This window comes from Sinorhizobium sp. 22678, assembly GCF_052044265.1.
Classification (GTDB): domain Bacteria; phylum Pseudomonadota; class Alphaproteobacteria; order Rhizobiales; family Rhizobiaceae; genus Sinorhizobium; species Sinorhizobium meliloti_A.
In genome coordinates, this window is sequence record NZ_JBQEMS010000002.1 from 89,545 (window position 1) to 115,597 (window position 26,053).

The 26,053-nt window shown below is 63.0% G+C and carries 28 protein-coding genes, 1 tRNA gene and 2 pseudogenes; 16 read left to right on the forward strand and 15 right to left on the reverse strand.

Annotated features, from left to right (window positions below; all coding sequences use genetic code 11):
• Positions 1-90 precede the first annotated feature (90 nt).
• Together ACTJKL_RS03855 and hutC are read right to left on the reverse strand one after the other, a co-directional pair.
• A complete protein-coding gene (locus ACTJKL_RS03855; protein WP_440852222.1) occupies positions 91-3,021 on the reverse strand; it encodes an aminotransferase in 2,931 nt (976 codons plus the stop codon).
• 30 nt (positions 3,022-3,051) lie between these two features.
• A complete protein-coding gene (hutC, locus tag ACTJKL_RS03860; RefSeq protein WP_018096882.1) occupies positions 3,052-3,795 on the reverse strand; it encodes a histidine utilization transcriptional repressor HutC in 744 nt (247 codons plus the stop codon).
• A gap of 128 nt (positions 3,796-3,923) precedes the next feature.
• Here hutC and hutF point away from each other — a divergent pair, with 128 nt between their 5' ends.
• The 7 genes from hutF to ACTJKL_RS03895 all read left to right on the forward strand — a co-directional run bounded on the left by hutF (position 3,924) and on the right by ACTJKL_RS03895 (position 11,623).
• Positions 3,924-5,309, forward strand: coding sequence for a formimidoylglutamate deiminase (gene hutF, locus ACTJKL_RS03865; RefSeq protein WP_440852223.1), 1,386 nt, complete (start codon positions 3,924-3,926; stop codon positions 5,307-5,309).
• Positions 5,310-5,344: 35 nt separating this feature from the next.
• On the forward strand, positions 5,345-6,379 hold the full coding sequence (locus ACTJKL_RS03870) for an ABC transporter substrate-binding protein (RefSeq protein WP_440852224.1): 1,035 nt from the start codon (positions 5,345-5,347) through the stop codon (positions 6,377-6,379).
• Between the two features lie 136 nt (positions 6,380-6,515).
• Positions 6,516-7,373, forward strand: a complete 858-nt coding sequence (locus ACTJKL_RS03875; protein WP_275597394.1) for an ABC transporter permease — start codon at positions 6,516-6,518, stop codon at positions 7,371-7,373.
• Positions 7,366-8,193 carry a quaternary amine ABC transporter ATP-binding protein gene (locus tag ACTJKL_RS03880; protein WP_275597393.1) on the forward strand — a complete coding sequence of 276 codons (828 nt, stop codon included), beginning with the start codon at positions 7,366-7,368 and terminating at the stop codon, positions 8,191-8,193. The genes ACTJKL_RS03875 and ACTJKL_RS03880 overlap by 8 nt, the downstream gene beginning before the upstream one ends.
• Positions 8,186-9,685 carry an HAL/PAL/TAL family ammonia-lyase gene (locus ACTJKL_RS03885; RefSeq protein ID WP_440852225.1) on the forward strand — a complete coding sequence of 500 codons (1,500 nt, stop codon included), beginning with the start codon at positions 8,186-8,188 and terminating at the stop codon, positions 9,683-9,685. The genes ACTJKL_RS03880 and ACTJKL_RS03885 overlap by 8 nt, the downstream gene beginning before the upstream one ends.
• A 31-nt stretch (positions 9,686-9,716) precedes the next feature.
• Positions 9,717-11,042 carry a YjiH family protein gene (locus ACTJKL_RS03890; RefSeq protein WP_440852226.1) on the forward strand — a complete coding sequence of 442 codons (1,326 nt, stop codon included), beginning with the start codon at positions 9,717-9,719 and terminating at the stop codon, positions 11,040-11,042.
• Positions 11,030-11,623, forward strand: a complete 594-nt coding sequence (locus ACTJKL_RS03895) for a HutD/Ves family protein (RefSeq protein WP_018096875.1) — start codon at positions 11,030-11,032, stop codon at positions 11,621-11,623. The genes ACTJKL_RS03890 and ACTJKL_RS03895 overlap by 13 nt, the downstream gene beginning before the upstream one ends.
• A 54-nt stretch (positions 11,624-11,677) precedes the next feature.
• Here ACTJKL_RS03895 and ACTJKL_RS03900 read toward each other — a convergent pair whose 3' ends face one another.
• On the reverse strand, positions 11,678-11,902 hold the full coding sequence (locus ACTJKL_RS03900; protein ID WP_100674149.1) for a hypothetical protein: 225 nt from the start codon (positions 11,900-11,902) through the stop codon (positions 11,678-11,680).
• Positions 11,903-11,986: 84 nt separating this feature from the next.
• The gene (locus tag ACTJKL_RS03905) at positions 11,987-12,175 is read right to left on the reverse strand and encodes a hypothetical protein (RefSeq protein ID WP_018096873.1); all 189 of its coding nucleotides are present in this window, start codon (positions 12,173-12,175) and stop codon (positions 11,987-11,989) included.
• A 141-nt stretch (positions 12,176-12,316) separates the two neighbouring features.
• Here ACTJKL_RS03905 and ACTJKL_RS03910 point away from each other — a divergent pair, with 141 nt between their 5' ends.
• Positions 12,317-12,517, forward strand: coding sequence for a hypothetical protein (locus tag ACTJKL_RS03910; RefSeq protein ID WP_018096872.1), 201 nt, complete (start codon positions 12,317-12,319; stop codon positions 12,515-12,517).
• Positions 12,518-12,622: 105 nt separating this feature from the next.
• Here ACTJKL_RS03910 and ACTJKL_RS03915 read toward each other — a convergent pair whose 3' ends face one another.
• The 3 genes and pseudogenes from ACTJKL_RS03915 to ACTJKL_RS03925 form a co-directional block, all read right to left on the reverse strand.
• Positions 12,623-12,823: a hypothetical protein gene (locus ACTJKL_RS03915; RefSeq protein WP_018096871.1), complete on the reverse strand. Its 201-nt coding sequence runs from the start codon at positions 12,821-12,823 to the stop codon at positions 12,623-12,625.
• Positions 12,805-13,037: pseudogene (locus tag ACTJKL_RS03920) on the reverse strand (hypothetical protein). Before ACTJKL_RS03920 ends, ACTJKL_RS03915 begins: the two are co-directional and overlap by 19 nt.
• A gap of 383 nt (positions 13,038-13,420) precedes the next feature.
• On the reverse strand, positions 13,421-13,756 hold the full coding sequence (locus ACTJKL_RS03925) for a hypothetical protein (RefSeq protein WP_100674148.1): 336 nt from the start codon (positions 13,754-13,756) through the stop codon (positions 13,421-13,423).
• Positions 13,757-13,971: 215 nt separating this feature from the next.
• Between ACTJKL_RS03925 and ACTJKL_RS03930 the strand changes: the two are divergent.
• A pseudogene (locus ACTJKL_RS03930) lies at positions 13,972-14,157 on the forward strand (type II toxin-antitoxin system HigB family toxin); the annotation flags it as partial.
• Positions 14,150-14,608 (forward strand): helix-turn-helix domain-containing protein, encoded by a 459-nt coding sequence (locus ACTJKL_RS03935; RefSeq protein WP_275598086.1) that lies wholly within the window; start codon positions 14,150-14,152, stop codon positions 14,606-14,608. The pseudogene ACTJKL_RS03930 and the gene ACTJKL_RS03935, both read left to right, overlap by 8 nt.
• Here ACTJKL_RS03935 and ACTJKL_RS03940 read toward each other — a convergent pair.
• From ACTJKL_RS03940 to ACTJKL_RS03950, 3 genes are all read right to left on the reverse strand, one after another.
• Positions 14,565-14,641, reverse strand: a tRNA-Met gene (locus ACTJKL_RS03940). The two genes, ACTJKL_RS03935 and ACTJKL_RS03940, sit on opposite strands and share 44 nt — an antisense overlap.
• A 133-nt stretch (positions 14,642-14,774) precedes the next feature.
• Positions 14,775-15,971 carry a tRNA 2-thiouridine(34) synthase MnmA gene (gene mnmA, locus ACTJKL_RS03945; RefSeq protein ID WP_440852227.1) on the reverse strand — a complete coding sequence of 399 codons (1,197 nt, stop codon included), beginning with the start codon at positions 15,969-15,971 and terminating at the stop codon, positions 14,775-14,777.
• A gap of 260 nt (positions 15,972-16,231) precedes the next feature.
• Positions 16,232-16,975, reverse strand: a complete 744-nt coding sequence (locus tag ACTJKL_RS03950; protein WP_379938007.1) for a helix-turn-helix transcriptional regulator — start codon at positions 16,973-16,975, stop codon at positions 16,232-16,234.
• Between the two features lie 405 nt (positions 16,976-17,380).
• Between ACTJKL_RS03950 and sciP the strand changes: the two genes are divergently transcribed.
• Both sciP and ACTJKL_RS03960 read left to right on the forward strand, forming a co-directional pair.
• Positions 17,381-17,656 carry a CtrA inhibitor SciP gene (gene sciP / locus ACTJKL_RS03955; protein ID WP_003527546.1) on the forward strand — a complete coding sequence of 92 codons (276 nt, stop codon included), beginning with the start codon at positions 17,381-17,383 and terminating at the stop codon, positions 17,654-17,656.
• A gap of 149 nt (positions 17,657-17,805) precedes the next feature.
• On the forward strand, positions 17,806-18,087 hold the full coding sequence (locus ACTJKL_RS03960; protein ID WP_018096866.1) for a GNAT family N-acetyltransferase: 282 nt from the start codon (positions 17,806-17,808) through the stop codon (positions 18,085-18,087).
• 171 nt (positions 18,088-18,258) lie between these two features.
• Here the strand turns inward: ACTJKL_RS03960 and ACTJKL_RS03965 are convergent, their stop codons facing one another.
• Entirely contained in the window at positions 18,259-18,609 is a 351-nt protein-coding gene (locus ACTJKL_RS03965) for a hypothetical protein (RefSeq protein ID WP_003527555.1), read from the reverse strand.
• A 550-nt stretch (positions 18,610-19,159) separates the two neighbouring features.
• Here ACTJKL_RS03965 and ctrA point away from each other — a divergent pair.
• Positions 19,160-19,861, forward strand: coding sequence for a response regulator transcription factor CtrA (gene ctrA, locus ACTJKL_RS03970; protein ID WP_003527557.1), 702 nt, complete (start codon positions 19,160-19,162; stop codon positions 19,859-19,861).
• 300 nt (positions 19,862-20,161) lie between these two features.
• Here ctrA and ACTJKL_RS03975 read toward each other — a convergent pair whose 3' ends face one another.
• Positions 20,162-20,530, reverse strand: coding sequence for a response regulator (locus ACTJKL_RS03975; RefSeq protein ID WP_010970151.1), 369 nt, complete (start codon positions 20,528-20,530; stop codon positions 20,162-20,164).
• 241 nt (positions 20,531-20,771) lie between these two features.
• Complete coding sequence (gene chpT, locus ACTJKL_RS03980; RefSeq protein ID WP_018096865.1) at positions 20,772-21,434, reverse strand: histidine phosphotransferase ChpT; 663 nt, start codon at positions 21,432-21,434, stop codon at positions 20,772-20,774.
• 368 nt (positions 21,435-21,802) lie between these two features.
• Between chpT and ACTJKL_RS03985 the strand changes: the two genes are divergently transcribed.
• Positions 21,803-22,405 (forward strand): DUF1134 domain-containing protein, encoded by a 603-nt coding sequence (locus ACTJKL_RS03985; RefSeq protein WP_026168799.1) that lies wholly within the window; start codon positions 21,803-21,805, stop codon positions 22,403-22,405.
• Between the two features lie 147 nt (positions 22,406-22,552).
• Positions 22,553-23,635, forward strand: coding sequence for a coiled-coil domain-containing protein (locus ACTJKL_RS03990; protein ID WP_440852228.1), 1,083 nt, complete (start codon positions 22,553-22,555; stop codon positions 23,633-23,635).
• A 72-nt stretch (positions 23,636-23,707) separates the two neighbouring features.
• On the opposite strand, the gene ACTJKL_RS03995 is transcribed toward ACTJKL_RS03990, so the two are convergent.
• Together ACTJKL_RS03995 and ACTJKL_RS04000 are read right to left on the reverse strand one after the other, a co-directional pair.
• Positions 23,708-24,535 (reverse strand): TrmH family RNA methyltransferase, encoded by an 828-nt coding sequence (locus tag ACTJKL_RS03995; RefSeq protein WP_411921790.1) that lies wholly within the window; start codon positions 24,533-24,535, stop codon positions 23,708-23,710.
• A gap of 4 nt (positions 24,536-24,539) precedes the next feature.
• Entirely contained in the window at positions 24,540-24,923 is a 384-nt protein-coding gene (locus ACTJKL_RS04000; protein ID WP_018096861.1) for a hypothetical protein, read from the reverse strand.
• A gap of 29 nt (positions 24,924-24,952) precedes the next feature.
• Here ACTJKL_RS04000 and ACTJKL_RS04005 point away from each other — a divergent pair, with 29 nt between their 5' ends.
• The gene (locus ACTJKL_RS04005; RefSeq protein ID WP_324762288.1) at positions 24,953-25,984 is read left to right on the forward strand and encodes an RluA family pseudouridine synthase; all 1,032 of its coding nucleotides are present in this window, start codon (positions 24,953-24,955) and stop codon (positions 25,982-25,984) included.
• The last annotated feature ends 69 nt before the right edge of the window (positions 25,985-26,053 follow it).

Here is a 26,053-nt window from a genome sequence, read left to right on the forward strand (position 1 = left end):
CATGTTTCCTTCGATCGCAGCCGATTGAAGGACAACGACATGCAGCGGATCAAAGCAGGCGCCGCAGGGAATTCCGGCGGCGCCTTTCTCCTACCATCCCTCTTCGAGCACCCTGGCCAGCATATCGGCGAAGAAGTCGGCGCTCTCCCGGGCGAGGCAAAGCGGCGGTTTGATCTTCAGGACGTTCAGATGGTCTCCGGTCGGCTGCATGACGATGCCGAGATCGAGAAGGCGGTCGCAGATCGCCGCGGTTTCCTCGGTGGCCGGTTCGAGCGTTTCGCGGTCGCGGACGAATTCGACGCCCAGGTAAAGCCCCATGCCGTGAACGGCCCCGACGAGAGGAAACCGGTCCCCGAGCGCCTCGAGCCGACTCTTGAGATGGGTGCCCACCACGCGGGCATTTTCCTGCAGGGCGTCGTCGTGAAGAATGTCGAGGACGGTCAACCCGACGACGGAACTCACGGGGCTGCCGCCGGCGGAAGAGAAGAAATAGCCTTCCTTCTCCAGCGCATCGGCAATCTCCCGCCGCGTGATGACCGCGCCCAGCGGATGGCCGTTGCCCATGCCCTTGGCGACGGTGATGATATCGGGCACGACGCCCTGTTGCTCGAAACCCCAGAAATGATGACCGAGCCGCCCGTAGCCGACCTGCACCTCGTCGGCGATGCAGACGCCGCTCCTCTCCCGGACCATGGCATAGACCGCTTCCAGATAGCCGGAAGGCAACGGAATGCCGCCGGCATTGCCGTAGACCGGTTCTGAGATGAAGCCGGCGAGCTTCCCGCCTTTCTCGTCCAATTCCGCGAGCTTTCGAGACACGGCGTCGACATAGTCGCCCGTCGAACCCTCCCCGCGGAACGGGCCTCGATAGGTGTTCGGCGAGACGACGGGATGGACCCAGTCCGGACGCGTCGTCAGCGCCTGCGGATTGTCAGCGATCGAGGTGGAAACCGCGTCGCTCGCGACCGTCCAGCCGTGATAGGCCTCCAGCAGCGAGATCATGTTGCGCGCTCCGGAATTGGCCCAGGCGAGCCGGATGGCGAGATCGTTCGCCTCGGATCCGCTGTTGACGAGAAAAACAGTGTCGAGACCTTCCGGCGCGAGCGCCGCAAGCCGCTCGGAAAACTCCGTCACGGCAGCATAGTGGAACCGCGAATTGGTGTTGAGCAGCGACCATTGCCGCCCGACCGCAGCCGACAGGCGCGGATGCCCGTGGCCGACGAGCGTGACGTTGTTGACCATATCGAGGTAAGCGCGCCCTTCGACGTCGAAGAGATGCTCCTTCCAGCCGCGCTCGATCTGCGGCGGCGTGCGGTAATAGTTCTTCTGCGGCCGGGCATAGTGCCGGCGGCGGCGCTCGAGGAGCCCGGCCGCGTCCGGCAAGGCCGCGTCGCAATCGAAGCCCAGGATCGGTGCGGGCGACGGGCACAGCCGGCGCCATGCCTCCGCCTGATGCGACGCAGCGAAGGCGGGCGGGTCCACCTCCGGCGTCGTGCAAAGCTGGACGCGCATGAACCCCAGGGCCGACGGATCGCCGGGGACCACGCCGATCCGTGCGCCCGCCTCGAACGCGTCTTCGGCGAGGTCGGCTGCCTCCACGCCGTAAAGATGGAGATGGAGACCTTCGCCCGAGAAGATCAGCTTGCCGCCGCGCTGGTGGAGCCGGCCGGCAAAAGGCGCGTGCACGGCAGTCTGCCCATGCAGGCATAAATCCACGTGCAGGGCGAATGTCCGGGGGGCGCTTGCCTGCAGGAGCCTGGTTTCCGTCAGCCGGTACTCGCCATAGCGCGTGGCCGCGGCACCGGCCGCGCGCGCCGCCGATTGCAGGAGCAGGGCTTCGGTGTCCTCGTAATGCCAGCGATCGGCAGGAAGGTGCGGGCCGAGCGAGGAAAGATCGACGATGCCTATTTCCGAAGGGTCGAGCTCGGGCAGCAGCCGACCGCCCATCTCGGGCGGAGAAAGCTGCGGAGCCCTCTCCACGGCCTCTCCGATCGCATGCTCCATGAGTTCGAGAGGCACGGAAACGGCAACGTCGAAGATTTCCCGCTCATGCGCGGCATTGCCTTCGACATAGGCATTTTCCGGATCGACCTCGAGCTGCTGCGCCGTGCTCGCCACGAGAACGCAGGCACGCGCGACGATCAACGGCCAGAGCGCCTTCAATTCGGCATCCGTCAAAGGGCAGACGGCATGGAACGCCTTCACCGCCGGCAGGATATGGAAGGGGTCTCCGTCCGAGTGATGCAGCAGCGATGCGCAGGTAACGGCAAGATCGGCGACCACCCATCCTTTCAGCACGTCGCCGAAATCGATGACACCGTCGGGGATGAGACGCCCGCTCCTGTTCGCGCGGCTCACGACATTGTCGTCGGTGACGTCCTGATGGATCGCCTGCAGGCGCAGCTCCGGCATCAGCGGCTGAACCCTGCGCATGGCGCCGACCATCGCCTCGGCAATGCGCTGGCGCAGATCGATGTCGCTCATGGCCGAAAGCAGGTGAAGCGCGACCGGCCCCGCCCTTCTGAGGTCCCATTGCAGCTCCCGCTCGAGCCCCGGGTGATCGAAATCCCTGAGTGCGACGGCCAACCGACCTGCAAGGTCGCCAAGTGCCGCCACGGTTTCCACGGCCAGGTGCCTGCGGCGCGTCAGAGGCGTGCCGTCGAGATAGGTGAGCAACCGGAACTGATAGGTTTCCTCGCGAACGGATGCGGCAACGATTTCCTCGCCGCTCAAAGCGGACATCACTTCGGGCACTTTGGGAGCATCGGGCCTGGTGGCGACATGCCGCAAAGCGGCATTCTGGGCTTCGATCTCGGCCCGCGCATATTCGGCACGCGCGATCTTGAGGACGAAACGTCCCTCGCTTGTGTCGACGCGGTAGTTGCGGTCCTGCTGGCTGCCGAGTTCCGTAAGATCGCCGGAAAGGCCGTAATGTTGAGCCAGGATCGCCTGCGCCTCTTCGATCGACACGTCCGGTCTCGCAAGCTGCGTGCGGCGCTTCAGCAATTCGTCTTCCATCATTTCCTTCCCGTCTCTGCGAAGGTGTCCTTCTTACTGCGAAACACCTTCAAGACGATAGCGCGTACCCGGATAGGTGAGCCACGCGACCGTCACATTCGCAGCTTCCGACCAGGTCCGTCGACGGATCATCAGGCACGGTTCGCCGCGGCCGATCGAAAGGAGCTTGCATTCCCACGGCTTCGGCAGAACGGCTTCGACGATCTGCTCCGTCCGCGTGATCGGCGCCACCAACGTCAGATAGACGTTCGGGGTCATGCTGGTGAAATCCTGTTCCAGGTAATTGGGGCAGATTGCAGGATTGACGAAACGGTCCTCGATCTGGATCGGAACGTCGTCCTCCGCGTGGACGATGATCGAGTGAAAGACCCGCGCGTTCGTCGCAAGCCCGAGCGCCTCTGCGACCCCGGTGCTTGCCTGCTCCTCCTCGAGGAGCGTGATCCGCGAGGTATGCCTGTGGCCGCGCTCGCGAATCTCGTCGGCGATATTGCGCACCTCGAGAAGGGCCGTGCTGCCCTTGTGGGCAGCCACGAAGGACCCCACCCCCTGGACCCGCGTGATCGCACCCTCGCTCGCCAGTTCGCGAAGTGCGCGATTGGCGGTCATCCGGCTGACTCCGAGATCGGCGACGATATCGTTTTCGGACGGTATGCGATGGTGCGGCGGCCAATCGCCGCTTTCAATGCGGCTGCGGATGAACTGCTTGACCGCTTCATAGCGCGGTACCGGCCCGTCGTCGAAAACCGCCCTGTCGCTCTTACGACCCGATACCGCCATGCGATGCTCCGTTGCGGCCGGGCGCCGCCGGCCCGGCAAATCAGCGATTGTTTTCCTTTATTTCCAGCTTGCGCGCCACAAGAAAATATCTATAGTTCCATATACAACCACGCACAGGAACGGCGCTCATGACAGCTTTGTCCGCCCATCGACTGTTTGCCGAACAGGCGCTGCTGCCGACCGGTTGGTCCAAGGACGTCGCGATCTCCGTCGACCCCGCGGGACGCATTCTCGCGGTGGAAGCAGGGCAATCGAAGGCACCCGGCGACGAGCATCTGTCCGGACCCGTCGTGCCGGCGATGGCGAACCTGCATTCCCACGCCTTCCAGCGTGCGATGGCCGGCCTTGCGGAAGTGGCCGGAACAGGCGACGACAGCTTCTGGACCTGGCGCGAGGAGATGTATCGCACCGTCGGTCTGGTCGACCCGGACGATCTCGAGGCAATCGCCGCCAAGCTTTATGTGGAAATGCTGAAAGGCGGCTTCGGCCGTGTCGTCGAATTCCACTACCTTCACCATCACCTCGACGGCACGCCATACGCGGACCCGGCGGAAATGTCGCTGCGGATACTAAGGGCCGCGCAGACGAGCGGTATCGCCCTCACCCATCTGCCGGTCTTCTACGCCCATGCCAATTTCGGCGGAGCCGCGCCGAGCGCGGGGCAACGTCCCTTCCTCAATGATCCGGACCGCTTTCTCACGCTGCTCGATCGTCTCTCGCCCGCTTGCAATGCGACAGGCGCGAGGCTTGGCTATGCGATCCATTCGCTGCGGGCGGCGACGCCGGAGGAAATGCGCGCGATCCTGGAATCATCTCCCCTCACCGGCCCCATCCACATCCATGTCGCCGAGCAGCCCCGCGAAGTGGAGGATTGCCTGGCCTGGAGCGGCCGGCGCCCGGTCGAATGGCTTCTCGACAACATGCCGGTGGACGAGCGCTGGTGCGCGATCCACGCGACGCACATGACGCCCGACGAGACGAACCGGCTCGCCCGGTCGGGAGCGGTCGCCGGCCTTTGCCCCGCGACCGAGGCCAATCTCGGCGACGGAATTTTTCCCGCGGTCGATTTTCTTGCGGCAGGCGGACGTTTCGGGGTCGGAACCGACAGCCATGTCGCGACGAGCGTCGCGGAAGAGCTTCGGCTCCTCGAATACGGGCAGCGCCTGCGCGACCGCAGGCGCAACCGGCTCGCCGCGCCCGGCGCCTCCGTCGGCAGGACAATCTTCGATGCGGCGCTTGCGGGCGGCGCCCAAGCGGCCGGACATGCCGCCGGAATGGAAGAGCCGGGCATCCGCGTCGGCGCGATGGCCGACCTCGTCGTTCTCGACGGATCCGATCCCTATATCGCCGCGGCAAGCGGCAACCAGATTCTCGACCGCTGGCTGTTCGCACTCGGCGGGGATACGGTTCGCGACGTCATGATCGCTGGCGAATGGAAGATCCGCGACGGACGGCATGACCGGGAGGAAGACATCGATCGCGCCTTCGCGTGCGTTCTGAACAAGCTCAAATAGCAATCGAATCGCGATTAAAAAAAGGGGGAATGCGCATGTCGATCAGCACAATGAGACTCACCTTCGCTGCCGCCGGCCTGATGCTGGCGGCTTCCGCCAGCGGCGCCAATGCTTCCTATTGCGGCGACGGCAAGATCGTGACCTTCGCCGGCATCGACTGGGAAAGCGGCGCCTTCATCACCGAGGTCATGAAGACGATCCTTGCCAAGGGATACGACTGCCAGGTCGACTCGATCCCCGGCAATTCCGTGACTCTCGAACAGGCAACCGCCAACAACGACGTGCAGATTTTCGCCGAGGAATGGCTCGGCCGTTCGGACGTCTGGAACAAGGCGGTCGAAGAAAAGAAGGTGGTGGCCGTCGGCAAGACCTTCGTAGGTGCCAGCGAAGGCTGGTTCGTGCCTGACTATGTCGTCCACGGCGATCCCGCTCGCAATATCGAAGCCAAGGCGCCGGATCTGAAAAGCGTATCACAGCTTACCGATCCGAAGATCGCCGAGATTTTCGCCGATCCGGAGGAGCCATCCAAAGGCCGGTTCCTCAACTGCCCCTCCGGTTGGACCTGCGAGGGCGTGAGCACCGCCAAGCTCGAGGCCTACAAGCTCGATGAGGCCTATGTGAACTTCCGGCCGGGGACGGGAACGGCGCTGGATGCGGCGATCACCTCCGCCTATCTCCAGGGTGAGCCTATCCTCTTCTATTACTGGTCGCCTACCGCGATCATGGGGAAATTCAAGCTGATCCAGCTCGAAGAGCCGGCCTATAACGAAGCCTGCTGGAAAGAACTGAGCAGCGCCAACGGCAAACGTGACGAAGGCTGCGCCTTCCCTTCCGTCGACGTGGCCTATGGCGTGAACAGCACCTTCGCTTCGGAAGCGCCGGAAATCGTCGAGATTCTGGAAAAGGCAACATTCCCGCTCGAGGAGGTCAACGCCAGCCTCGCCTATATGGCCGACAACAAGGTCGACGCCACGGCGGCTGCCGCCGAATTCCTGAAAACCAAGGGCGACGTCTGGAGCCAGTGGGTCTCGGAAGAGGCGCGCGGCAAGATCGAAGCCGGTCTCAAGTAAAGCGGCCTTCCGGGCCGGCAATCGCCAGCGCCCCGCCACCAGGCGGGGCGCGTCGCGATGGTAGGGAAAGGGCTGCTTCCCCGGGCCAGGAGGGTCTTGGCTTCGCGCCGCCGCCCTGAACAAGGAACGATATCCGATGTTTCCGGACTCTCTCAATCTCTCGATCCGCGCGCCGGTGAACGATTTCATCCAGGCGCTCGTCACCAATTACGGCTGGGTTTTCAAGGCGATCAGCGCCGTCATCCTGAAGGCCGTTCTGTTCATTGAATGGATCCTGCGCGGCCTGCCCTGGTGGCTCGTCGTTCTCGCCTTCATGGCGCTTGCCTGGCGGAGTTCGCGGCGCTGGTCGCTGACGCTGGCGGTGGGCGCGTTGCTGGTTGCCGTCGGCGTCCTCGGACTCTGGGACCTGACGATGCAGACGCTCGCGCTGATGCTGATGGCGACCATCGTCTCGGTAGTGATCGGCGTGCCCATGGGGATTCTCGTAGCGAAGAGCCGCGCCGTCCGCAACATCACTCTCCCGGTGCTCGATGTCATGCAGACCATGCCGAGCTTCGTCTATCTCATCCCGGCGCTGATGCTCTTCGGGCTCGGCAAGGTGCCCGCTATCCTCGCGACCATCATCTACGCCGTCCCGCCGCTGATCCGGCTCACCGATCTCGGCATCCGCCAGGTCGACGCGGAAGTCGTCGAAGCTGCGACGGCGTTCGGCGGCAGTCCGCGACAGATCCTCTTCGGCGTCGAACTGCCCCTTGCGACGCCGACGATCATGGCCGGCCTCAACCAGACGATCATGATGGCGCTGTCGATGGTCGTCGTCGCCTCGATGATCGGCGCGCGCGGCCTCGGCGAACAGGTGCTGAACGGTATTCAGACGCTCGACGTCGGCAAGGGCCTCGAGGCCGGCATCGGCATCGTCATTCTCGCGATCGTGCTCGACCGCATCACGCAAGGCTTCGGCAAGCCCCGGACGGAGGACGCCCGCAATGGCTGATATAGAGATCCGGAACGTCTACAAGATCTTCGGGCATGACGCCAAGAAGGCGCTTGCCATGCTCAAGGACGGCCTCGATAAGGCCGATATCCTGGCGAGGTCCGGCTGCAGCGTGGGCCTCAACGATGTCAGCCTGAAGATCGGCGCCGGAAAGATCTTCGTGATCATGGGGCTTTCCGGATCGGGCAAGTCGACGCTGGTGCGCCACCTCAACCGGCTGATCGAACCGACGAGCGGCGAGGTCCTTTTCGACGGCGACAACATCCTCGACCTGGGTGCGAAGGCGCTGCGTGCCTTTCGCATGCGGCGCGTCAGCATGGTCTTTCAGAGCTTTGCCCTGATGCCGCACCGGACCGTGCTCCAGAATGTCGTCTACGGCCAGCGCGTGCGCGGCGTGTCGAAGGACGATGCCCGCGAAATCGGCATGAAATGGATCGAAACGGTCGGCCTGTCCGGCTACGACGCGAAATTTCCCCATCAGCTCTCGGGCGGCATGAAGCAGCGCGTCGGCCTTGCACGAGCGCTCGCCGCCGACACCGATGTGATCCTGATGGATGAGGCTTTCAGTGCCCTCGACCCGCTGATCCGCGGCGACATGCAGGACCAATTGCTGCAACTCCAGCAGAACCTTGCAAAGACCATCGTCTTCATCACCCATGATCTCGACGAGGCCCTGCGCATCGGGTCGGAGATCGCAATCCTGAAGGACGGTCAGGTCGTTCAGGTCGGCACACCGGGCGACATCCTCGACAACCCTGCCAACGACTATGTTGCCCGGTTCGTCCAGCGCCGGCACGAAAGGCCGCAGACCCATGGGTGAGATGATTTCGATCAATGGGCCGCTTACCTGGCGCGAGATCGCTTCGATCGCCGAGGGCGCCCGCCTCGACCTGTCGGAGCCCGCGCGCCGGCGGATCGCCCATGCCCGCCAGATCGTCGACGCATTGGTGGACCGCGGCATCCGTGGCTACGGCATCAATACCGGCGTCGGCGCCCTTTGCGATGTCGTCATCAGCCGTGAGAACCAGCAGGCGCTTTCGCGCAACATCATCCTGAGCCACGCTTGCGGCGTCGGAGATCCGCTGGGTCGAGTGGAAGCACGGGCCGTCATGGCAGCACAGATAGCCAACTTCGCCCACGGCTATTCCGGCGTGCGGATCGAGACGATCGAAACACTCTTGGCGCTGCTCAACGCCGACATCATCCCTCTCATTCCGTCGCGTGGTTCGGTTGGATATCTGACCCACGCCGCCGCGATCGGCCTCGTGCTGATCGGTCACGGCTCGGCGATGCAGGGGACTGAAAGACTGAGCGGCGGCGATGCCCTCGCCCGTCTGGGGCTTGCGCCGTTGCGGCTCGAAGCGAAAGAAGGTCTCAGCCTCGTCAACGGGACACCATGCGCCACCGGTCTGGCGGCGCTGGCGCTCGCACGCACGGAAAGGCTCTTCGCCTGGGCGGATGCAGCCGCGGCGATGACTTACGAAAACCTCGGCAGCCAGGCCAATGCCTTTGCCGAATTGCCCTTGGCTCTGCGCCGATCCCCTGGCCTGAACGCCGTGGGTGAAAGCCTGCGCGACTGGCTGGCGGATAGCCCGATGCTCGCAGGTACGGCCGGCACCCGCACCCAGGATCCGCTGAGTCTCAGGGCCGTGCCGCAGGTGCATGGCGCCGCCCGCGACGCCTTCGGGCAGGTAGCCGAAAGCGTCGATCGCGAACTTGCAAGCGTTACCGACAACCCGGCCGTTGCCGGTGCGCCGGAGGCACCCGAGGTGCATTCGCAGGCCCATGCCGTCGGTGCCGCGCTCGGCCTCGCAATGGACAGCCTCGCCGTCGCGGTGGCGGAGGTCGCAGCAATTTCCGAGCGCCGCATCGACCGGCTGGTGAACCCTCTGGTGAGCGGTTTGCCTGCCTTCCTCGCCGGCGACAGCGGCGTGTGCTCGGGGTTCATGATCGCGCAGTACACGGCTGCCGCGCTCGTGGCGGAGAACCGGCGGCTCGCAGCGCCGGCCAGCCTCGACGGCGGCATCACCTCCGCGCTTCAGGAAGACATGCTCACCCACGCGACACCGGCGGCCTGGAAAGCGCTCTCGATCGTCGACAATCTCGAGCGGATTCTGGCGATCGAACTGCTTGCGGCCGCTCAGGCCTATGAGCTGCAGCCGCAGGGACCGGGCAAGGCGCAACGCACTGCTGCCCTTTACGGGCGCATACGCTCGGCGATTCCAGCCTATCGCGACGATCGCCCGATGAACGAAGACTTCGACCGGATGCGGCTGTTGATGCGAGCCGCGCCGGCGAAGGCCAGCCTGTAACCCCGCTCTGAACGGGAAGGGAGGAGACGACATGACGCACATCACCACCGAGGCAGGGGGCTCGCGCGGCGGCGCAGCCTTGCGGCTCATTCTTTTCAGCCTCATCGGCATATTTCTGTTCTTCGTGCCGGTCGAAATCGCCGGCAAGTCGACGATCCTGCTCGACCATGCGGCAACGGCCATATCGACCCATGCACGGCCGGTGGCGATCGGCTTCGTATTGCTGCTGATGGCGTACGGAGCCTTCGAACCCATCGTGAAGGGGACCTGGCGCAAGACGACGACCGATGCCGTCTTTTCGGTCCTGCGCGTCCTCGGACTTGTCCTTGCCGGCCTTTATCTCGCCGGCATAGGGCCTGCGATCTTCTTCGCGCCCGACATGCTGCCCTTCCTCTTCGACAAGCTGGTGCTGTCGGTCGGGCTGATCGTACCCATCGGCGCTTTGGCACTCGCCTTTCTGATCGGCTACGGCCTTCTCGAATTCACCGGCGTGCTCGTCCAGCCCGTGATGCGGCCGATCTGGCGTACGCCGGGCTGGTCCGCCATCGACGCCGTCGCTTCCTTCGTCGGCAGCTACTCCCTTGCGCTCCTCATCACCGACCGCGTGTTCCGCGAAGGCAAGTACACGGTGCGCGAAGCGGCGATCATCGCGACAGGCTTTTCCACCGTGTCCGCCACGTTCATGATCATCGTGGCGAAGACGCTGGGACTCATGGATATCTGGAATTTCTACTTCTGGACGACGCTCGTCGTCACGTTCATCGTTTCTGCGATCACCGCCCGGATCTGGCCGCTTTCCAGACTTGCGCACGAGGGCGATCGGGACCAGCCGTTGCCCCCGGGGCGCAGCCGCCTGAGCGTCGCCGTGGAGACCGGCCTTGAGCAGGCGGCAATCGCCAAGAGCCTGCCGACGCTGCTGCGCGAAAGCTTCTTCGACGGACTGCGCATGGCGGCGATGATCCTGCCAAGCATCATGGCAGTCGGGCTCATCGGGCTTCTCGCCGCCAAGTTCACGCCGATCTTCGACATTCTCGGCCTGACGCTCTACCCCTTCACCTGGCTCGCGCAGTTCGGCCAGCCGATGCAGGCGGCAAAGGCGCTCGCTTCCGGTCTCGCCGAGATGTTCCTGCCCGCTATCCTGCTCAAGGAGGCCGTGCCCGAGGTGAAGTTCCTGGCCGCGGTGGTATCGGTCAGCCAGGTTCTGTTCCTGTCTGCCTCGGTCCCTTGCATGCTGGCGACCTCGATCCCGCTCAGCTTTCGCGATCTTCTCGTGATCTGGTATATTCGCGTCGTATTGAGCATACTGGTGACGGCGCCGATCATTTGGATCGGAACGTCGATGGGATGGCTCGGCTGACGATGATGCGAATTCTGCGCTCGAGCGAGTACAGGCATATGCCGTGGAAGAACGGCGGCGGAGAGACGGTGGAAATCGCCGTCTCTCCGGACCGTGCCACCATTGCCGATTTCGACTGGCGCATAAGCATGGCGACCGTCGCCACCAATGGCGCCTTCTCGATCTTTCCTGGGATCGACCGCACGCTGTCGATCCTGGAGGGTAGCGGGATGACGCTCGCGATCGAGGGCCGGCAACCGAAACTGCTGACCGCCTCGGATGCCCCCCTCACCTTTCCTGCCGATCTGCCGACATCCGCGACCCTCGCGGATGGCCCGGTCACCGATCTCAATGTGATGACACGCCGCCAGGCATTGAAACACCGCGTGCGCAGGATTCATGTCGAGGGCTCGCAGCCGGTGGCTACGAGCGCCCGCGATCTCGTTCTCTTCTGTCATCGCGGCAGCGTTGCGCTCGTGACCGAAGGCGTTTCCGCAACCCTGCACGGGCTCGACGCGGCGGTTCTCGTCCAGCCGGCCACGCTCACGCTCTCGGCCGACATCGCATCGGAAGTTTTCCTGATCGAGATCGGCCCGGCCTGAACGCCGCGCCATCATCCGTTTTTGTCTCGTCCGGAAACAGCGAGGCACGCCGTTTCAGCGCATGCCGAAGAGCAGGAGAATGCCGCCGACAACCATGAGCACGACGCCCAGCCAGTTGCGCAGCGGGCTCAGAAAGCGCAGCCCTTGCCCGCGCGGCTCAAGCGTCTGCTTGGAATTGCCTTGCGGCGGCTGGCTCAGCCGCCGCCGCCCGAGCGCCTCCCATGCCATGTAGAGAAGCCCGCTGATAAAAAGAACTGCACCGGTGAGAGTTGCCCACACGTGCGCCTCCTGCGGCTGCTGCTGCGTGTATCGCTGTTTCGACGGAACAGCGAACGATTAGACGGCGATGGAAACGCGGAGATGTCAGCGCATGCGCGTCTGAGGACGCACGATGTTCATCTGAAGCTCGTGGCTGGATGCAAATCGCCCGAGAACCCTGATCAGGCGGCGTTCCTCGGCCTTGTGGATGCCGGTGCGCCTGCAATACTCCGCCACATCCCAGACATGCCTGGCCTGGGATTTGTCGAGCTTTCCAATTTCTGCGTGTTTCATCCTGCGCCTCCCAACTGCGTTGGTACTAACGCCGGACGGGCACAAATGGTTCCGCGTCGCGTCAAGTCCGGCGGACGCTCCCGGGGCCGGAACCTTTGCGCGCGGCTGCGGTTTCGACCATGACCGACCGGAGGTGATGTCATGACCCGAACCTGGGAGCGACTGGCGCTGATCGGCGCCGCCGTCATCATAATCGCCAGTGCGATTTTCTACGTCTATGTCGACCGCTTCCCCTCGACCAATTCCACCAGGATCGAGGACACCAAGGTCAATGCCGACGGCATCGAAACCATCGACGAAAATCCGCCGAGCGCCACGGGCGACAAGGATAATCCTTCGTGAGCCCTTCCCCTCGGGCGGGCTCGAATGGCACGCGCTCGCGAGGCCCAAACGGACCGGCTTGGACAAGGGGCATAGGGCGAACAGGCCGGAGCCGGCTCAAGGGCCTCAAGGGCCTCCTGCCATCGACCCTACGACCACCATTACCACCGCGTCGACGTCGATCTCTCCGTTGACCGCGAGCTTGTCTCCCGCCTGGCGGACCTGGAGCTTCGAAGGGTTTTCTGCCGCCTGCCGCTGAAGTTCTTCGATAACGGCATTGATGGCCTTCGCCTCCAGATTGCCTTCGTTCAGATGGCTGGTACCCATTTCCAGAAGACCCCTTCCTTTCGCTCGGGATAATACTTGAATTCGCACTCGAATCGCCGCCCGTATGCGGCTGCCTCGGTTAAAGTCGTTTCCGAGGGCGGGTTCATTCCCGTTCCCGGGGCGAACCAGTCCTCCAGGAGATCGTCGGGGATATAGGCCCCGATTCTCAAGGAAGACTGGTCAATGCGGAATCCATCTCTTTCGGCGCCGGCATGCGATCCTCCTGACCGACCCGGAGCGGAATGAGGAAAAGTGTGTGCGATTTTCCGCCCGCATCCCGCTCCAACTTCTTGGAATCGATCACGGTTGTGTTTTTGGGTCAGCCAGACCTAAAAACATCGTGATCTGGAGCATTTCCGCTCCGCCAATGCTCTAACCTTTCGTTGCCGCAACTCCGGGCGAAAAACGCCTGCGCACTTTCCCCGAATTGCTCGAACAAAGCCGGAGCCGGGAAGTTCCGTCGCGGCTCATACATACAGACAATGCAGCCGCGTTGCCCGAGCGCCCGTTTGTTGCAGCGTGCTGAACGACGCCGTGCGTCCGGAAACGCGCGGCACCGTATGACAGCGGCCGTTCGGCTATACTAGCAGAAGAGGCTCAACCTATGCGAGGACATCCCGGCCGATTTGCGAAATAGACGGTCGTAAGCCGACCGCGGCGGCCGACACCGTCGACCGCAACCTCGCGGCGCGTGATCGACCGGATATCCGGATCGCGGATTCCAAGCCGATAGGCGCGACGGATGGCCTGACGCTCGCTACAGCCGCGAGACGGACGATAATCATAGTCGTCATCGTCGTATCTGCGATCACGCAGCTGCGGACCGTCCGGACCGATATACAGGTCGAATGACTGGGCTGACGAAGCAGAAGGTACAGCAGCCGCCGCGCCGCCCAAAATCAACCCGGCCGCGAAAAGCCTGCCGATGTTCATGACTTCTCCTCCATGCTCTCATTTGAGAGTTTGCTTAAACTCATATCTGAACGGCAGGGGAGCGGATTGGTTCCGCCCTTGAATGGCATTTGGCATGCGGTGGACTGGGAGAGGGTGCTAATGCGGACGCCCAAGACGTCGCGCGATTGCGAGGCGCGGGCATATCGGAGAGGAAACCAGAACCCTCGAGTGATTGAGCGGCAGCAGCTTCGGCCGATGTGATGGCGATGTTCGGCGCCAATGTCGATTTTGTGAGCGACAACCGCATCATATTCGACATCTCAGGCAACAAATATCGCCTTATCGTCCACGTCGCATATCCGTTCAAAAGAGTGCTGATCAAGTTTGTTGGCACTCATAAAGAGTACGACGACATAGACCGGGAGACAGTGAATGGATAACATTCGCGCCATCAGGAACGATGATGACCTTGCATGGGCTATTGCAGAGGTCTCAAAGTATTTTGACAACGAGCCGGAAATCGGGACCGAGGAAGCAGACCGCTTCGATATTCTCTCGACCCTCATTGAGGCTTACGAGAATGAGCACTATGCCATTGAGGCACCAGAGCCAGTCGATCTGATAAAGGCCCACATGGAGATGTTCGGTCGTACACAGACCGATCTCGCTGAGCTTTTTGGTTCCCGTTCGCGTGCCTCTGAGGTTTTGAATAAGAGGCGTGCTCTCACTGTCGATATGATCCGCAAGCTTCACAGGGAATGGGGGATTCCCTCAGATTGCCTCGTTGAGCCATACCATCTCGTCGAACGCGAACGGGTCATCGACTCCGAATTATCGGTGATAAAGATGGTAGCGGAGGAGGGATTCGAACCCCCGACACAAGGATTATGATTCCTCTGCTCTAACCTACTGAGCTACTCCGCCGCCGGTGCCGTGAAGCTTCTGAGCGAAGCCCGTCTTGGCTGGTCGGGCGGCTTATAAGGCGCTGTTCCGGCTAGTGTCAAGCAATGTCTTCGGGAAAAAGCGATGTTTTCCCGCCACGCCGGAATCCCCCGCTTTACGCTGCCGCCGGCGCCGGCAAAAGCGCCTTCAGCGCCGCTTCCGCGGCCGGCTCGCGCTCGGACCTGCGGATGAAGCCGCCGCCATAGACGCGCGCATCCTCGCCCGTGCCGGAATAGAGCGCGCAGGCCTGGCCGGGCGCGACACCCGCCTCGCCTTCGACGAGCTCGACATAGAGCCCTTCGGCATCGCTCTTGAGCACCGCCGGGGCGGGGCGGCGGGTGGAGCGCACCTTGGCAAAGCATTCGAAGCCCTGCCCGGCTGCCGCCTCCAGTTCCTCGTCACCCAGCCAGTTGACGTCGCGCAGGTAGACGCGGCGCGTCTCCAGAGCCTCCTTCGGGCCGACGATCACGCGGCGCGAGCGGGCGTCGAGATAGACGACATAGAGCGGCTCGCCGGTCGCGACACCGATGCCGCGGCGCTGACCGATCGTGTAATGCAGGATGCCCTCGTGCGCGCCCAGCACGCGACCGTCGAGATGGACGATTTCGCCGGCAAGCGCCGCGTTCGGCTTCAGTTTCGAGACGATGTCGCTGTATTTGCCCTGGGGCACGAAACAGATGTCCTGGCTGTCGGCCTTCTTGGCGACGACAAGACCCATCTCCTCGGCGAGCGCCCGGGTCTCGCTCTTGGGAAGACCGCCGAGCGGGAAGCGCAGATAGTCGATCTGCTCCTGCGTTGTCGCAAAGAGGAAATAGCTCTGGTCGCGCTCGGCGTCGGCCGGCCGATAGAGCGCGCGCTGGCCGGCATAACGCGGCTTCGGGCTCGGCCGCGAACGGATGTAATGGCCGGTGGCGAGCGCATCGGCTCCGAGTTCCTTGGCGGTCGCGAGCAGGTCGGCGAACTTGACCGTCTGGTTGCAGGCGACACACGGGATCGGCGTCTCGCCGGCGATATAGCTTTCGGCGAAGGGGTTGATCACCGTCTCGCGGAAACGCGCCTCGTAATCGAGGACATAATGGGGAATGCCGATCGTCTCGCAGACGCGCCGGGCGTCGTCGATATCCTGACCGGCGCAGCAGGAGCCGGCCCTGTGCACCGCCGCGCCATGGTCGTAAAGCTGCAGGGTGATGCCGAGAACGTCGTAGCCCTCGCGTTTGAGAAGCCCCGCCACGACGGAAGAATCGACGCCGCCGGACATGGCGACGACGACGCGCGTATCTTCGGGCTTGCGGTCAAAATCGAGACTGTTCACGGGATCCAATCCGGCATCCGGGGGCGGCTCCTGTGCCGGCACCCTGTTTCACGCTTGAGGCCGCACGGCGACACATGAGGGCGGCGCGGCATTTTCTGAAGGGTTTACGCCCTTGCGGTATTTTCTTCGTGCATATCGTCACCCAAAACCGCTCTCGGTGCCGGGCGGCATGCATCAGACTTTTCCGTGCCGCGACATATAGAAACTTGCGCCCGTCACGGCAAGAGCGGACGCGGAACGTCGGCCGAGCGCTCGATCCGTCAGATCAGCTTCATCCGCATCGCCCGGGCGATCGCCTGCATGCGGTTGACGGCGTCGAGCTTACGGGTCGCGCTCTTGAAATAGCTGCTCACCGTATAGGCGGATATTCCGAGAATGATGGCGATCTCGTCGCTGCTCTTTCCCGCCGCCGCCCAGCGCAGACATTCGACCTCCCGGCTCGAGAGCTTCTCGCGGGCGCCGCTGCCGGCGTCGAAGGTACGCTCGAGGCATTCGAAAAGCTGCAATAGCGCCAGATAGAGCGTCGCACGCTCGGCGCCGGTCGGCTCGTCCCGCGTGCCGGAAAGCACTGCCACAAAAGGCTCGCCATAGGTCGTGTGCAGCAGCACCGCGAAGTGACCCATACCGGCATGGGGCGGGAGGCGGAAAACCGCGGCCTTGCCGCCCCCCTTGCCCGCGGGCTCCATGAGTTCAGGGCCGCCGGTGACGGGCAGCTTCGTCTGACGCAGCCGCTCGACCAGCTCGCTCGTCTGGAACGTATCGCCGGCATCATACTGCCGCACCAACTCGGCGGGCCAATTGCTCAGCACGAGACGCTCGGAAAAGCGCTGCTCGTCGGCGAGAGGCAGGCGCGCAATCATGAAATGCGCGAAGCCGTAGCGCGAGATCAGCCGCCGCAGCAGATGCAGGAGCTCGTACTCCGTGCGTACCGAGGCGGGGTCGATCTCGAAAGGCATGTTCGTTTCGGCCTCACGCCGCGAGGCCGGTTCGTTCGAATCCTTCATTCCGGTCACCGTGCTGCCGGCGTTGCCGCCGCTATGGAGACTAAGGCGGTCTTGGCCTGGTGGGGCTGAGAGCGCCGCCCTGCCCGTGCCGCGGGCATGAGCCGCGCCGCCCGCAAACTGCGTGACGCCCGGGTTTATTCCGGGAGCGTGCACGTGGACGCCCGTTTGATCCGGCGCCCTGCTATCGCTCCAGTCGAAGCGAAATGTGGTGATTGCATGGCCTGCATGGCGAAAAGTCGTGGAAGGCCCGCCGTTCCCTTGCGTCACGAACAGCCGCCCTTGCGAACCATCCGTGGCCGAGGCCGCTCAAATGATGATCAAATGGTTATCGAGGGTTTAGGCAATTATTAAATGTGGCAAGCTAAGGTCACAGCCATATGGTCTTGAGTTTGTGTAGAGAGTCCCATGACCGAAATGATGCGTCCACGCGTGAAATATGTCATCGGCCCCGATGGCAGTCCTTTGACGATCGCGGACCTGCCGCCGGCCAATACCCGGCGCTGGGTCATCCGCAGGAAGGCTGAAGTCGTCGCCGCCGTGCGTGGTGGCCTGTTGAGCCTCGAAGAGGCATGTGAGCGTTACACGCTGACCGTAGAGGAATTCCTCTCCTGGCAATCCTCGATAAATGACCATGGTCTCGCCGGCTTGCGCACGACGCGCATCCAGCAATATCGCCACTGATCAATCCCTGCAGGGCCATAATTCGAGCCGGCGGCTGGGGTGCTCCCGAGCCGCCGGTTTCGTTTTTGCCGATTTGACGATAAAACCATCCATCACATCATGCTGCAGCTACAGTATCGCCACCAACGCATGGCAACGAAGGACGCCCGATGGACATCGCCCAGGAAGAAACGGATACTAAAGGCCGCTACACGGCGACGCTCGACGGCCACACCGGGGAGATGACCTATTCCAGGTCGTCGCCGCATCTCATAATCGTGGACCACACCTTCGTTCCGGACGCCTTGCGCGGCAAGGGCGTCGGCCAGGCGCTGGCCCTCCACGCGATCGAAGAGGCCCGCAAGGGCAGCTGGAAGATCATCCCGCTCTGCCCGTTCATGCGCGCCCAGGTCATGCGCCATCCGGAGTGGCGGGATGTAATCCAGGGCTGACGGTGCAAGGGACCCCCTTGTCCTACCCATCGGCCCGAAAATCGGAATCGATTTTCCGAAAGCACGCTGCGCCGGTTCAATAGTTGGAGCGTTCTTTGTGCGTGCATTCCGACGCACGGCGCTCCAAGGCACCGCGCGTCTCATCAGATACGCGGTGCCGTAGCTGCTCTCTCAGGCGCGCAGCCGCGCGCCCGTATCCCGCTCCTCGAGCGCTGCTGCCCTCGCATATTCCGCCTGCACCTCCTCGAGCGCGAGCTCGGCCGCATCCTGCTGCATCTTCAGTTCGCGAATGGAAACCTGGAGATTATCGGCCCGCTGGCGGGCAGCCTTGGCGAAGGTGGGGTAGGCGAAGTGCGAAGGGTCGGAAATCCCCGACTTCTTCTCCTCGAAGACGATCTGGTTTTCCAGATCCTTGGTCATGCGCTCGAACTCGGCCATCATCATCTGAAGCTGACTGAGCTGGCGCTGCTTTTCCCGAACCTGAAATTCCTTCAGTCGGACTAGGCTCTCACGTGCTTTCATACGCAATACTCCCGTGGATACCGAGACCCCGGTTACTGTTCCCGAGCGGAATAAGGGAAAGGTGTGACGAAGATCTCCGCCCGCATCCCGCTCTAACTCCTTCTAGCCGACCACATTCAGATCCCGGGCTCCCGGAATCGTCGCGATCTGCGGCCCGTTGTGCCGGCCCAACCGAGCCGGAAACAAAAATCGACCGCGGCCTTAACAAATGCCTACCGCTGGTAACCTTTCGTTTACGGGCATCGTTAATCATAGGTGCGATGATTTAAGGCTCCGTAAATGCTGATGCATGAAATGTGGACTTTCGAGCATTTACGAGTCGGTAGAGTCAGTTAACGGCATTCCCTCATATATCACATGAGGAGCGCAATTTCAGATTTACGTTTTGAATCAGGGGACTGCTAAAAATATTTAACATTTTCGATACACCTTGCCAGAGTGAATCAGAATTTGTTAACCATTTGGTGGCAGCCTCCAAATCAGGCAACGACTGGATCCGTATCGCGTAAGGATGCCACGACAACCTTGGGCGGCGGAAAAGGGGAAGACTATGCGGGTTCTACTGATCGAAGACGACAGCGCGACGGCTCAGAGCATCGAGCTCATGCTCAAGTCCGAAAGTTTCAACGTCTACACCACCGATCTCGGTGAAGAAGGCGTCGATCTCGGCAAGCTTTACGACTACGACATCATTCTCCTCGACCTGAACCTGCCGGACATGTCCGGTTACGAAGTTCTGCGAACGCTGCGTCTGTCGAAAGTCAAAACACCGATTCTCATCCTTTCGGGTATGGCGGGCATCGAGGACAAGGTCCGCGGCCTCGGCTTCGGCGCCGACGACTATATGACCAAGCCTTTCCACAAGGACGAGCTGGTGGCTCGTATCCACGCGATCGTGCGCCGCTCCAAGGGCCATGCCCAGTCGGTCATCTCGACGGGCGAGCTGATCGTCAACCTGGACGCCAAGACCGTGGAGGTCGGCGGCCAGCGCGTGCATCTGACGGGCAAGGAATACCAGATGCTGGAGCTGCTCTCGCTGCGCAAGGGCACGACGCTCACCAAGGAAATGTTCCTGAACCACCTTTACGGCGGCATGGACGAGCCGGAGCTGAAGATCATCGACGTCTTCATCTGTAAGCTGCGCAAGAAACTCGCCAATGCCGCCGGCGGCGCCAATTACATCGAAACCGTCTGGGGCCGCGGCTATGTGCTGCGCGAGCCGGAAGGCAGCGACTACCTGGAAACCGCCTGATTTCCGGCACTACCGGGCCGCGAAAACCCCGCATCCGCCGCCCTGCCCCAAAAGCAGCCGAACCCGCCTAGCCTGGGCGGGTTTTTTGTGGTTACCCTTCGCCTGCCCCGCACTGTGCTCGAAAGAAAGCAGGAACCGGATTGGCGGGCAAAGATGGTCGAGATTTTAGAGAAAGCCGGTTGAGTGTCGCTGCCCTTCGGGGCCGCCACTCAGCTCAAAGCCTCGGGGCTGGCCGAATTTCCGGCACAACAGGGATCAAGGGTAGACCCCTCGCGTAGATGAATGCCTGCGGGCTCTGTATCAGGCTGCCATGGACTGACCGGCGAAAACACTCGTCAGTATCTTGCGGTCGAAGGGCTTCAGCAGGAAATCGTCGGCACCGGCCCGCTTGCCGGCCATCATCTTCTTGAGATCCGCCTGGACGACACAGTAATAGATCCGCACCGAAGCGCCCTCAGGCAGGCGACGGATATTGCCGATCAGGTCGAGCGCACCGTCGAGGCCCGCGTCGACGATAAGGATGTTCGGCAGTTCGGCCTCGCATCGCACCAGCGCTTCAAGGCTGCTCGGCGCCTCGGAAACCAGGAATCCCATTCCCGACAGGATGCGCTTCCCGACCTTGCGCACAACATCCGATCCGTCAGCAATCATCAAGCGCCGCACGTCCATCTCCTTCCCGCTTCGCCACACGCGAAACCATCTCCATCAAGCAATCCTATACGGATTTGGCAAAGAAACAGTTACCGCGGTGACGCGGCCTCACCCGCCGCGCTGAAATCCGCCGGTGCTTCCCGTCGGTTGGAGCGATGCGGTCGTGAAGCATGCGGGAGGGCGCGTGAGTCCTCCCGTCACCAGGGCAATGAGACGATGGAATTGGCCAGATGTGCCGAAAGCCGCGCTCGGTTCCGCCTCAGGCGCTCACCGTTTCGGGCGCTACCACGCGAGCGGTGAAGACGATCGCTTCGCCGGTCGATACGACGTCGATCTCCATGCCGGCCTCTTCCGCCAGGAGCACGGTGTAATAGGGCTGGATCGAATGGGCGTCGACCGCCTCCTCCGGCGTGCCGGAGATGAGCTCCACCAGCTTCGGCGGCACGCGCATCATCCGCCCCTTGGCACTGAGGGTGAATATCGCGTCGAACTCCGGATTTTCCAGAGTGATGTCGATGACGCCGCCACGCGGGATCGAGCCATAAGCGATCAGGAACAGGTTCAGGAGCAGCTTGACGCGGTTCTTGGCGATGATCGCGCGCGGTCCGTTCCAGTTGACCTCGGTCTTCTTCTCCGAAGCGGCAAAGTCCTTGGCGGCCTTCTCGGCCTCGCCGGTGTCGATCGAGGCGCCGACCGAGCCCGAGGCCCCGAAGGCAAGGCGCGCGAATTTCAGCCGTACGGAAGCATTGAGCGCGCTGGTGCGAATCAGGTCCATCGCATCCGCATCGGCGCCGCCCTCGTCGAGCAGTTCGAGACCGTTGTTGATGGCGCCGACCGGCGAGATGATGTCGTGGCAGACGCGGCTGCACAGCAGCGCGGCCAGATCGTGTCCCGTCAACGTCAGATTCGGATTCTTTGCCATCATTCTTCCTTGCTCGCTTCAAACCGGATCACGGGCTGTCGCGGCGCCGGGCGCGCATAAGCCCGACGCAGCTCCCGCACGGTCGTGAGTAAGATCATGAGGCGGGCGGTCGTGCCATATGTCGATAAGCCATAATGACATCACATTTGGTAAACCGATTGTTAAGATGATCCGTTCAAATTGTTGGAGCACCCCGATTTCAGGTGGGTTCCTGGAAGCCGATAAGGTGCACTCGTTCCAAATGCTAGTGCGTTCCGCGCGCATGCTTGTGAAAAATGGCCCGTGCCGGCACCGACGGCGCAGCCGATGGAAGAGCCGGTCATGACGGCCGGCGCGCGAGCCGCTTTCGCGCCCCGACGGAGGAAACGATGCAGCCGATGATGAAGACCACCCTGATGGCTGTCCGCGCTATTGTGACCATGATGGCCGTGGTGGCCAGCACCCTGATCGCCGGCACCTCTGGCGCACAGGCGCAATCCCAAAACTCCAGCCAGTACACGATGCAGGAGATCGTCGACGCCGGTCACGGTTTCTTCGGCGAAACGTCCGGGGGCCTTGCCAAGGTCGTCGAGCGCGCTTTCGAGCGCTATGGTCTGCCGAACGGCTATATCCTCGGCCAGGAAGGATCCGGTGCCTTCATCGCCGGCGTCACCTATGGCGAGGGCGAGCTCCATACCAAGAATGTGGGGCAGCACAGCGTCTTCTGGCAGGGCCCGTCGCTCGGGCTCGACTGGGGTGGCCAGGGCAGCCGCGCCATGATGCTCGTCTACAATCTGCCGAGCGTGCCCGCTCTCTACAAGCGCTTCGGCGGCGTCTCCGGTTCGGCTTACGTGGTCGCCGGCGTCGGCATGACGGTGCTGACGGACGAACATGTCGTGGTGGTGCCGATCCGCACCGGCATCGGCGCGAGGCTCGGCATCAATGTCGGCTATCTCAAGCTGACGCAGCAGCCGACCTGGAACCCCTTCTGAAGCGCCCGCGCCACGGCGCCGATGAACCCTGCCCGAAAAGACGTGCAAGCTTGCGGTAATTGTTGCAGCATTTCCCGCATCATGCTTACTGCATGAACGCGAATGACTGCCTGCTGCAGACCCGGTCCACACTGAAACGGCCAGCACGTGATTGAATATGCGCTCCTCTTTGCCCTGGGCTTCCTGACGGCGGTCGTCATCGGCCTTCTCGTCGCCCCTGCCATCCAAAGGCGCATCGTGCGCTTTGCGGAGGACAGGCTGAAGGCAACGATGCCTCTGAGCCCGCAGGAAGTGCGCGCGCAAAGGGATGCGGCGCGCGCGACCTATGCCGTCGAAAACGCCAAGACGCTTCAGGCGCTGCGCCGCGAGCGCGACAAGGCTGTCGCGCTGATGGTGCAGCACGAAAGGACCCTGAGGGACACGCGCCATCTGGTGAGCGAAAACACCGAACTTCAAGCGCAGCTGGCGGATATGAACGTCGAGGCGGCCACCATGCGCTCTACCATCCGTCGGCTGGAACAACGCCTGGAAAGCATGGAGGCGGCTGCCAAAAGCTCGGCACGAGAGAACGGCGCGCATTCCGAGACCGTGCGCGCGCTGCAGAGCCGGATCGACAAGCAGAGCGCGGACCTCGATGGCCTCAAGATAGACCTTGCGGCGCGCGACACCGAAATCGAGCACCTGAAGAGCCGGATGCGAGCGATCCACGACGAGCGCGAGACCTTGCGCGCCAACCTGGAGGCGGAAACCGCCCGCGCCGGGGAAATGGAGCAGCGCCTCACCCAGGACGAGACAGGCATGCATCAACTCGAAAACCGCCTCGCCCGCGAAACGGCGGCCAACGCCGATCGCGAGAGTGCCCTCGAACAACGCGCGGCAGAGATCGCCCATTTGAGGTCGCAGGTCAAAACGCGCGGTGCGAAGCGTTCGAAGCATGCGGACGTGCACGACCCCGCGACGGATGGCCTCGACACGACTGCGCTTTCCGACGATCTCAGAAACCGGGCGACAGCGCTTTCCGAACGCCTTGTCGGCTCCAAATCGGCTGCTCACGACGAGGCGCTCCGCGAGGAGATGGCCGAAATCGCAGCAGGCATGGTCACCCTGACGGCGACGCGCGAGGGCAACACCTCGCCCATCCACGGCCTTCTTGCCGGCGAAGATGCCGAAGGCCGGGCAGGCCGAAGGAGCCTGGCGCAGCGGGTGAAGGAGATGCTGGAGCCCGAATGAGATCAGGCCGGGGATGCCGGCGGCATGCCCCTTGTATCTGCACCCATCGTGCCGAAACGCTCGCCGTTCCGCTCAAACCCTGCCGTTGATGCTTGCAACCTGATGAAGCGCGATGCCGGCTGCCATCGCCACGTTGAGGCTGTCCAGGCCGGGCCGTTGCCGGATGCGGGCCGTGCGAATGTCCGAAAGTATCGTTTCGGGCAGCCCCTCGCCCTCGGTGCCGACCAGCAATGCTGTGCGCGGCGCCGGCGGGATCGCGGTGATGTCGGCGGTGCCGCGCGGGGACAGCCCCCAGAGGACGAAACCTGCCGTCTGAAGACGTCCGACCAGCTCCGCCGCTGTACCCTCGCGCGCGAAGGGCAGCGTCAGCACCGACCCCACGGATACGCGAATTGCCTTGCGGTACATCGGATCGCAACTCATCGAGTCCATCAGCACCGCATCGACCCCGAAGGCCGCAGCGTTGCGAAAGAGCGACCCCATATTGTCGTGGTTCGATATGCCGCAGGCGGCGAGCACGAGGCTCGACTGCGGTAATCCTGCAATCAGCGCATCGCGGCCGGGCGCAGCATCGCGCCGGCCGAGCGCCAGCACGCCGCGATGCATGTTGAACCCGGCGATCGCGTCGAAGACGCGGCCGGCCGCCACATAGACCGGAACGTCCGGCGGAAACTGCGCGAGCAGGTCCGCGATACCGGCCACCCGGCTCTCGAGGAGCAGGATCGCCTCGGCTGCGATGCCGCGCCTTTCGCGATGCGCGGCCGCAAGCATCCTGAGCACGACGGTCCCCTCGGCGATGAAGCGGCCCTGCCGTCCCGTCAGATCGCGCTCCTTGATCGACAGAAACCCGGCTATGCGCGGGTCCGCCGGATCGTCGATGCGAAGGAGAGGTTCAGTCATATCGTCAATTGGTCCTGACAGTGACGTCGGCAACGATGCGGCCGGCCCTGATGTCGAAAACGATCGCACGCGGCTCCGCACCGGGCAGACTGCCGTAGAAGACGAGCTGCGAGCCGGAAAGCGCCACATTGCTCACCGAGAAGCCGGCCGGCAGCGCCGCGATGGCGCTTACCGGAGCATCGCCGGGCACGCTCAAGGCCGGCTGCGCCGCCTCGGCCCTTCCGTCCGTGCGGGTCAGCTTGTAGACAATGGCTCCGAGGACGGCCATAAGCATCACCAGCATCACGCCGGCCGAGACGAGTTGCAGGCGCACCATCTTGCGACGGACGTTCTCCATCGCTGGATCAAGCGGCTTGTCTTCCTGTTCTTCAGGCTCGATTGCGGTCATGGTCGGCTTTCTATCGGAATTGGAACGGAATGAACGATCCCTTTAAACAAGCGCCCGGCAATAGGAAAGTCCTGACGGCAGGCGATGACGCGGCCGGACGCCTCGACGCCTTCCTGACGGAAGCGCTTGCGGGCGAGTTTTCCCGCAATCGCATCAAGGGCCTGATCGAGCAAGGAGCCGTCTCGATCAACGGCGCGACCGTCACCGAACCGAAGCGAAAGGTTCACCCCGGCGACTCCTTCCGGATTGCCCTGCCCGAGCCGGAGGATCCCGAACCCAAGGGTGAGGCGATCCCGCTCGACGTGCTTTACGAGGATGCCGACCTGATCGTACTGGTCAAGCCGGCCGGCCTGGTTGTGCATCCCGGCGCCGGCAATTGGACGGGAACCCTCGTCAACGCGCTCATCCACCATTGCGGCGACAGCCTTTCCGGCATCGGCGGCGTCAAGCGCCCCGGTATCGTGCATCGCCTCGACAAGGACACGAGCGGCGTCATGGTGGTCGCGAAGAACGATGCCGCACACCGCCACCTTTCGGATCAGTTCGCCGACCACGGCCGCAGCGGGCCGCTCGAGCGTGCCTATCGGGCCGTAGTCTGGGGCCGGCCGCGCCAATTGAAAGGCAAGATCGACGCGCCGCTGGGGCGGGCCGGCGACCGGACGAAACGGGCCGTCAAACGCGAAGACAGTGACGATGCACGCGAGGCGATCACGCATTACGAGGTGATCGAGCGCTATCACGAGAAACCGGACGGCACCTCTCTCGCCTCCACCGTCGAGTGCCATCTGGAGACCGGGCGTACCCACCAGATCCGCGTGCACATGGCCCATATCGGTCATCCGCTGATCGGCGATCCGGATTACGGCGCGGCCTTCCGCACCAAGGCCAATCTGCTGCCGGAACCGGCGAGAGCCGCCGTCAACCGCTTTCCACGACAGGCCCTGCACGCCTTCATGCTGCAGTTCGAACACCCCGCAACCGGCGAGACCATGCATTTCGAAACGCCTGTGCCGGCGGATATTCAGGAATTGATCGCGGCGCTGCGGGTCGGAGCCCCTTGAATTTGCGTATGAAGATTCCAATCTTATAGGCGTTTCAACCCGCCGATTTCTTTCTCAAGTTTCACGACA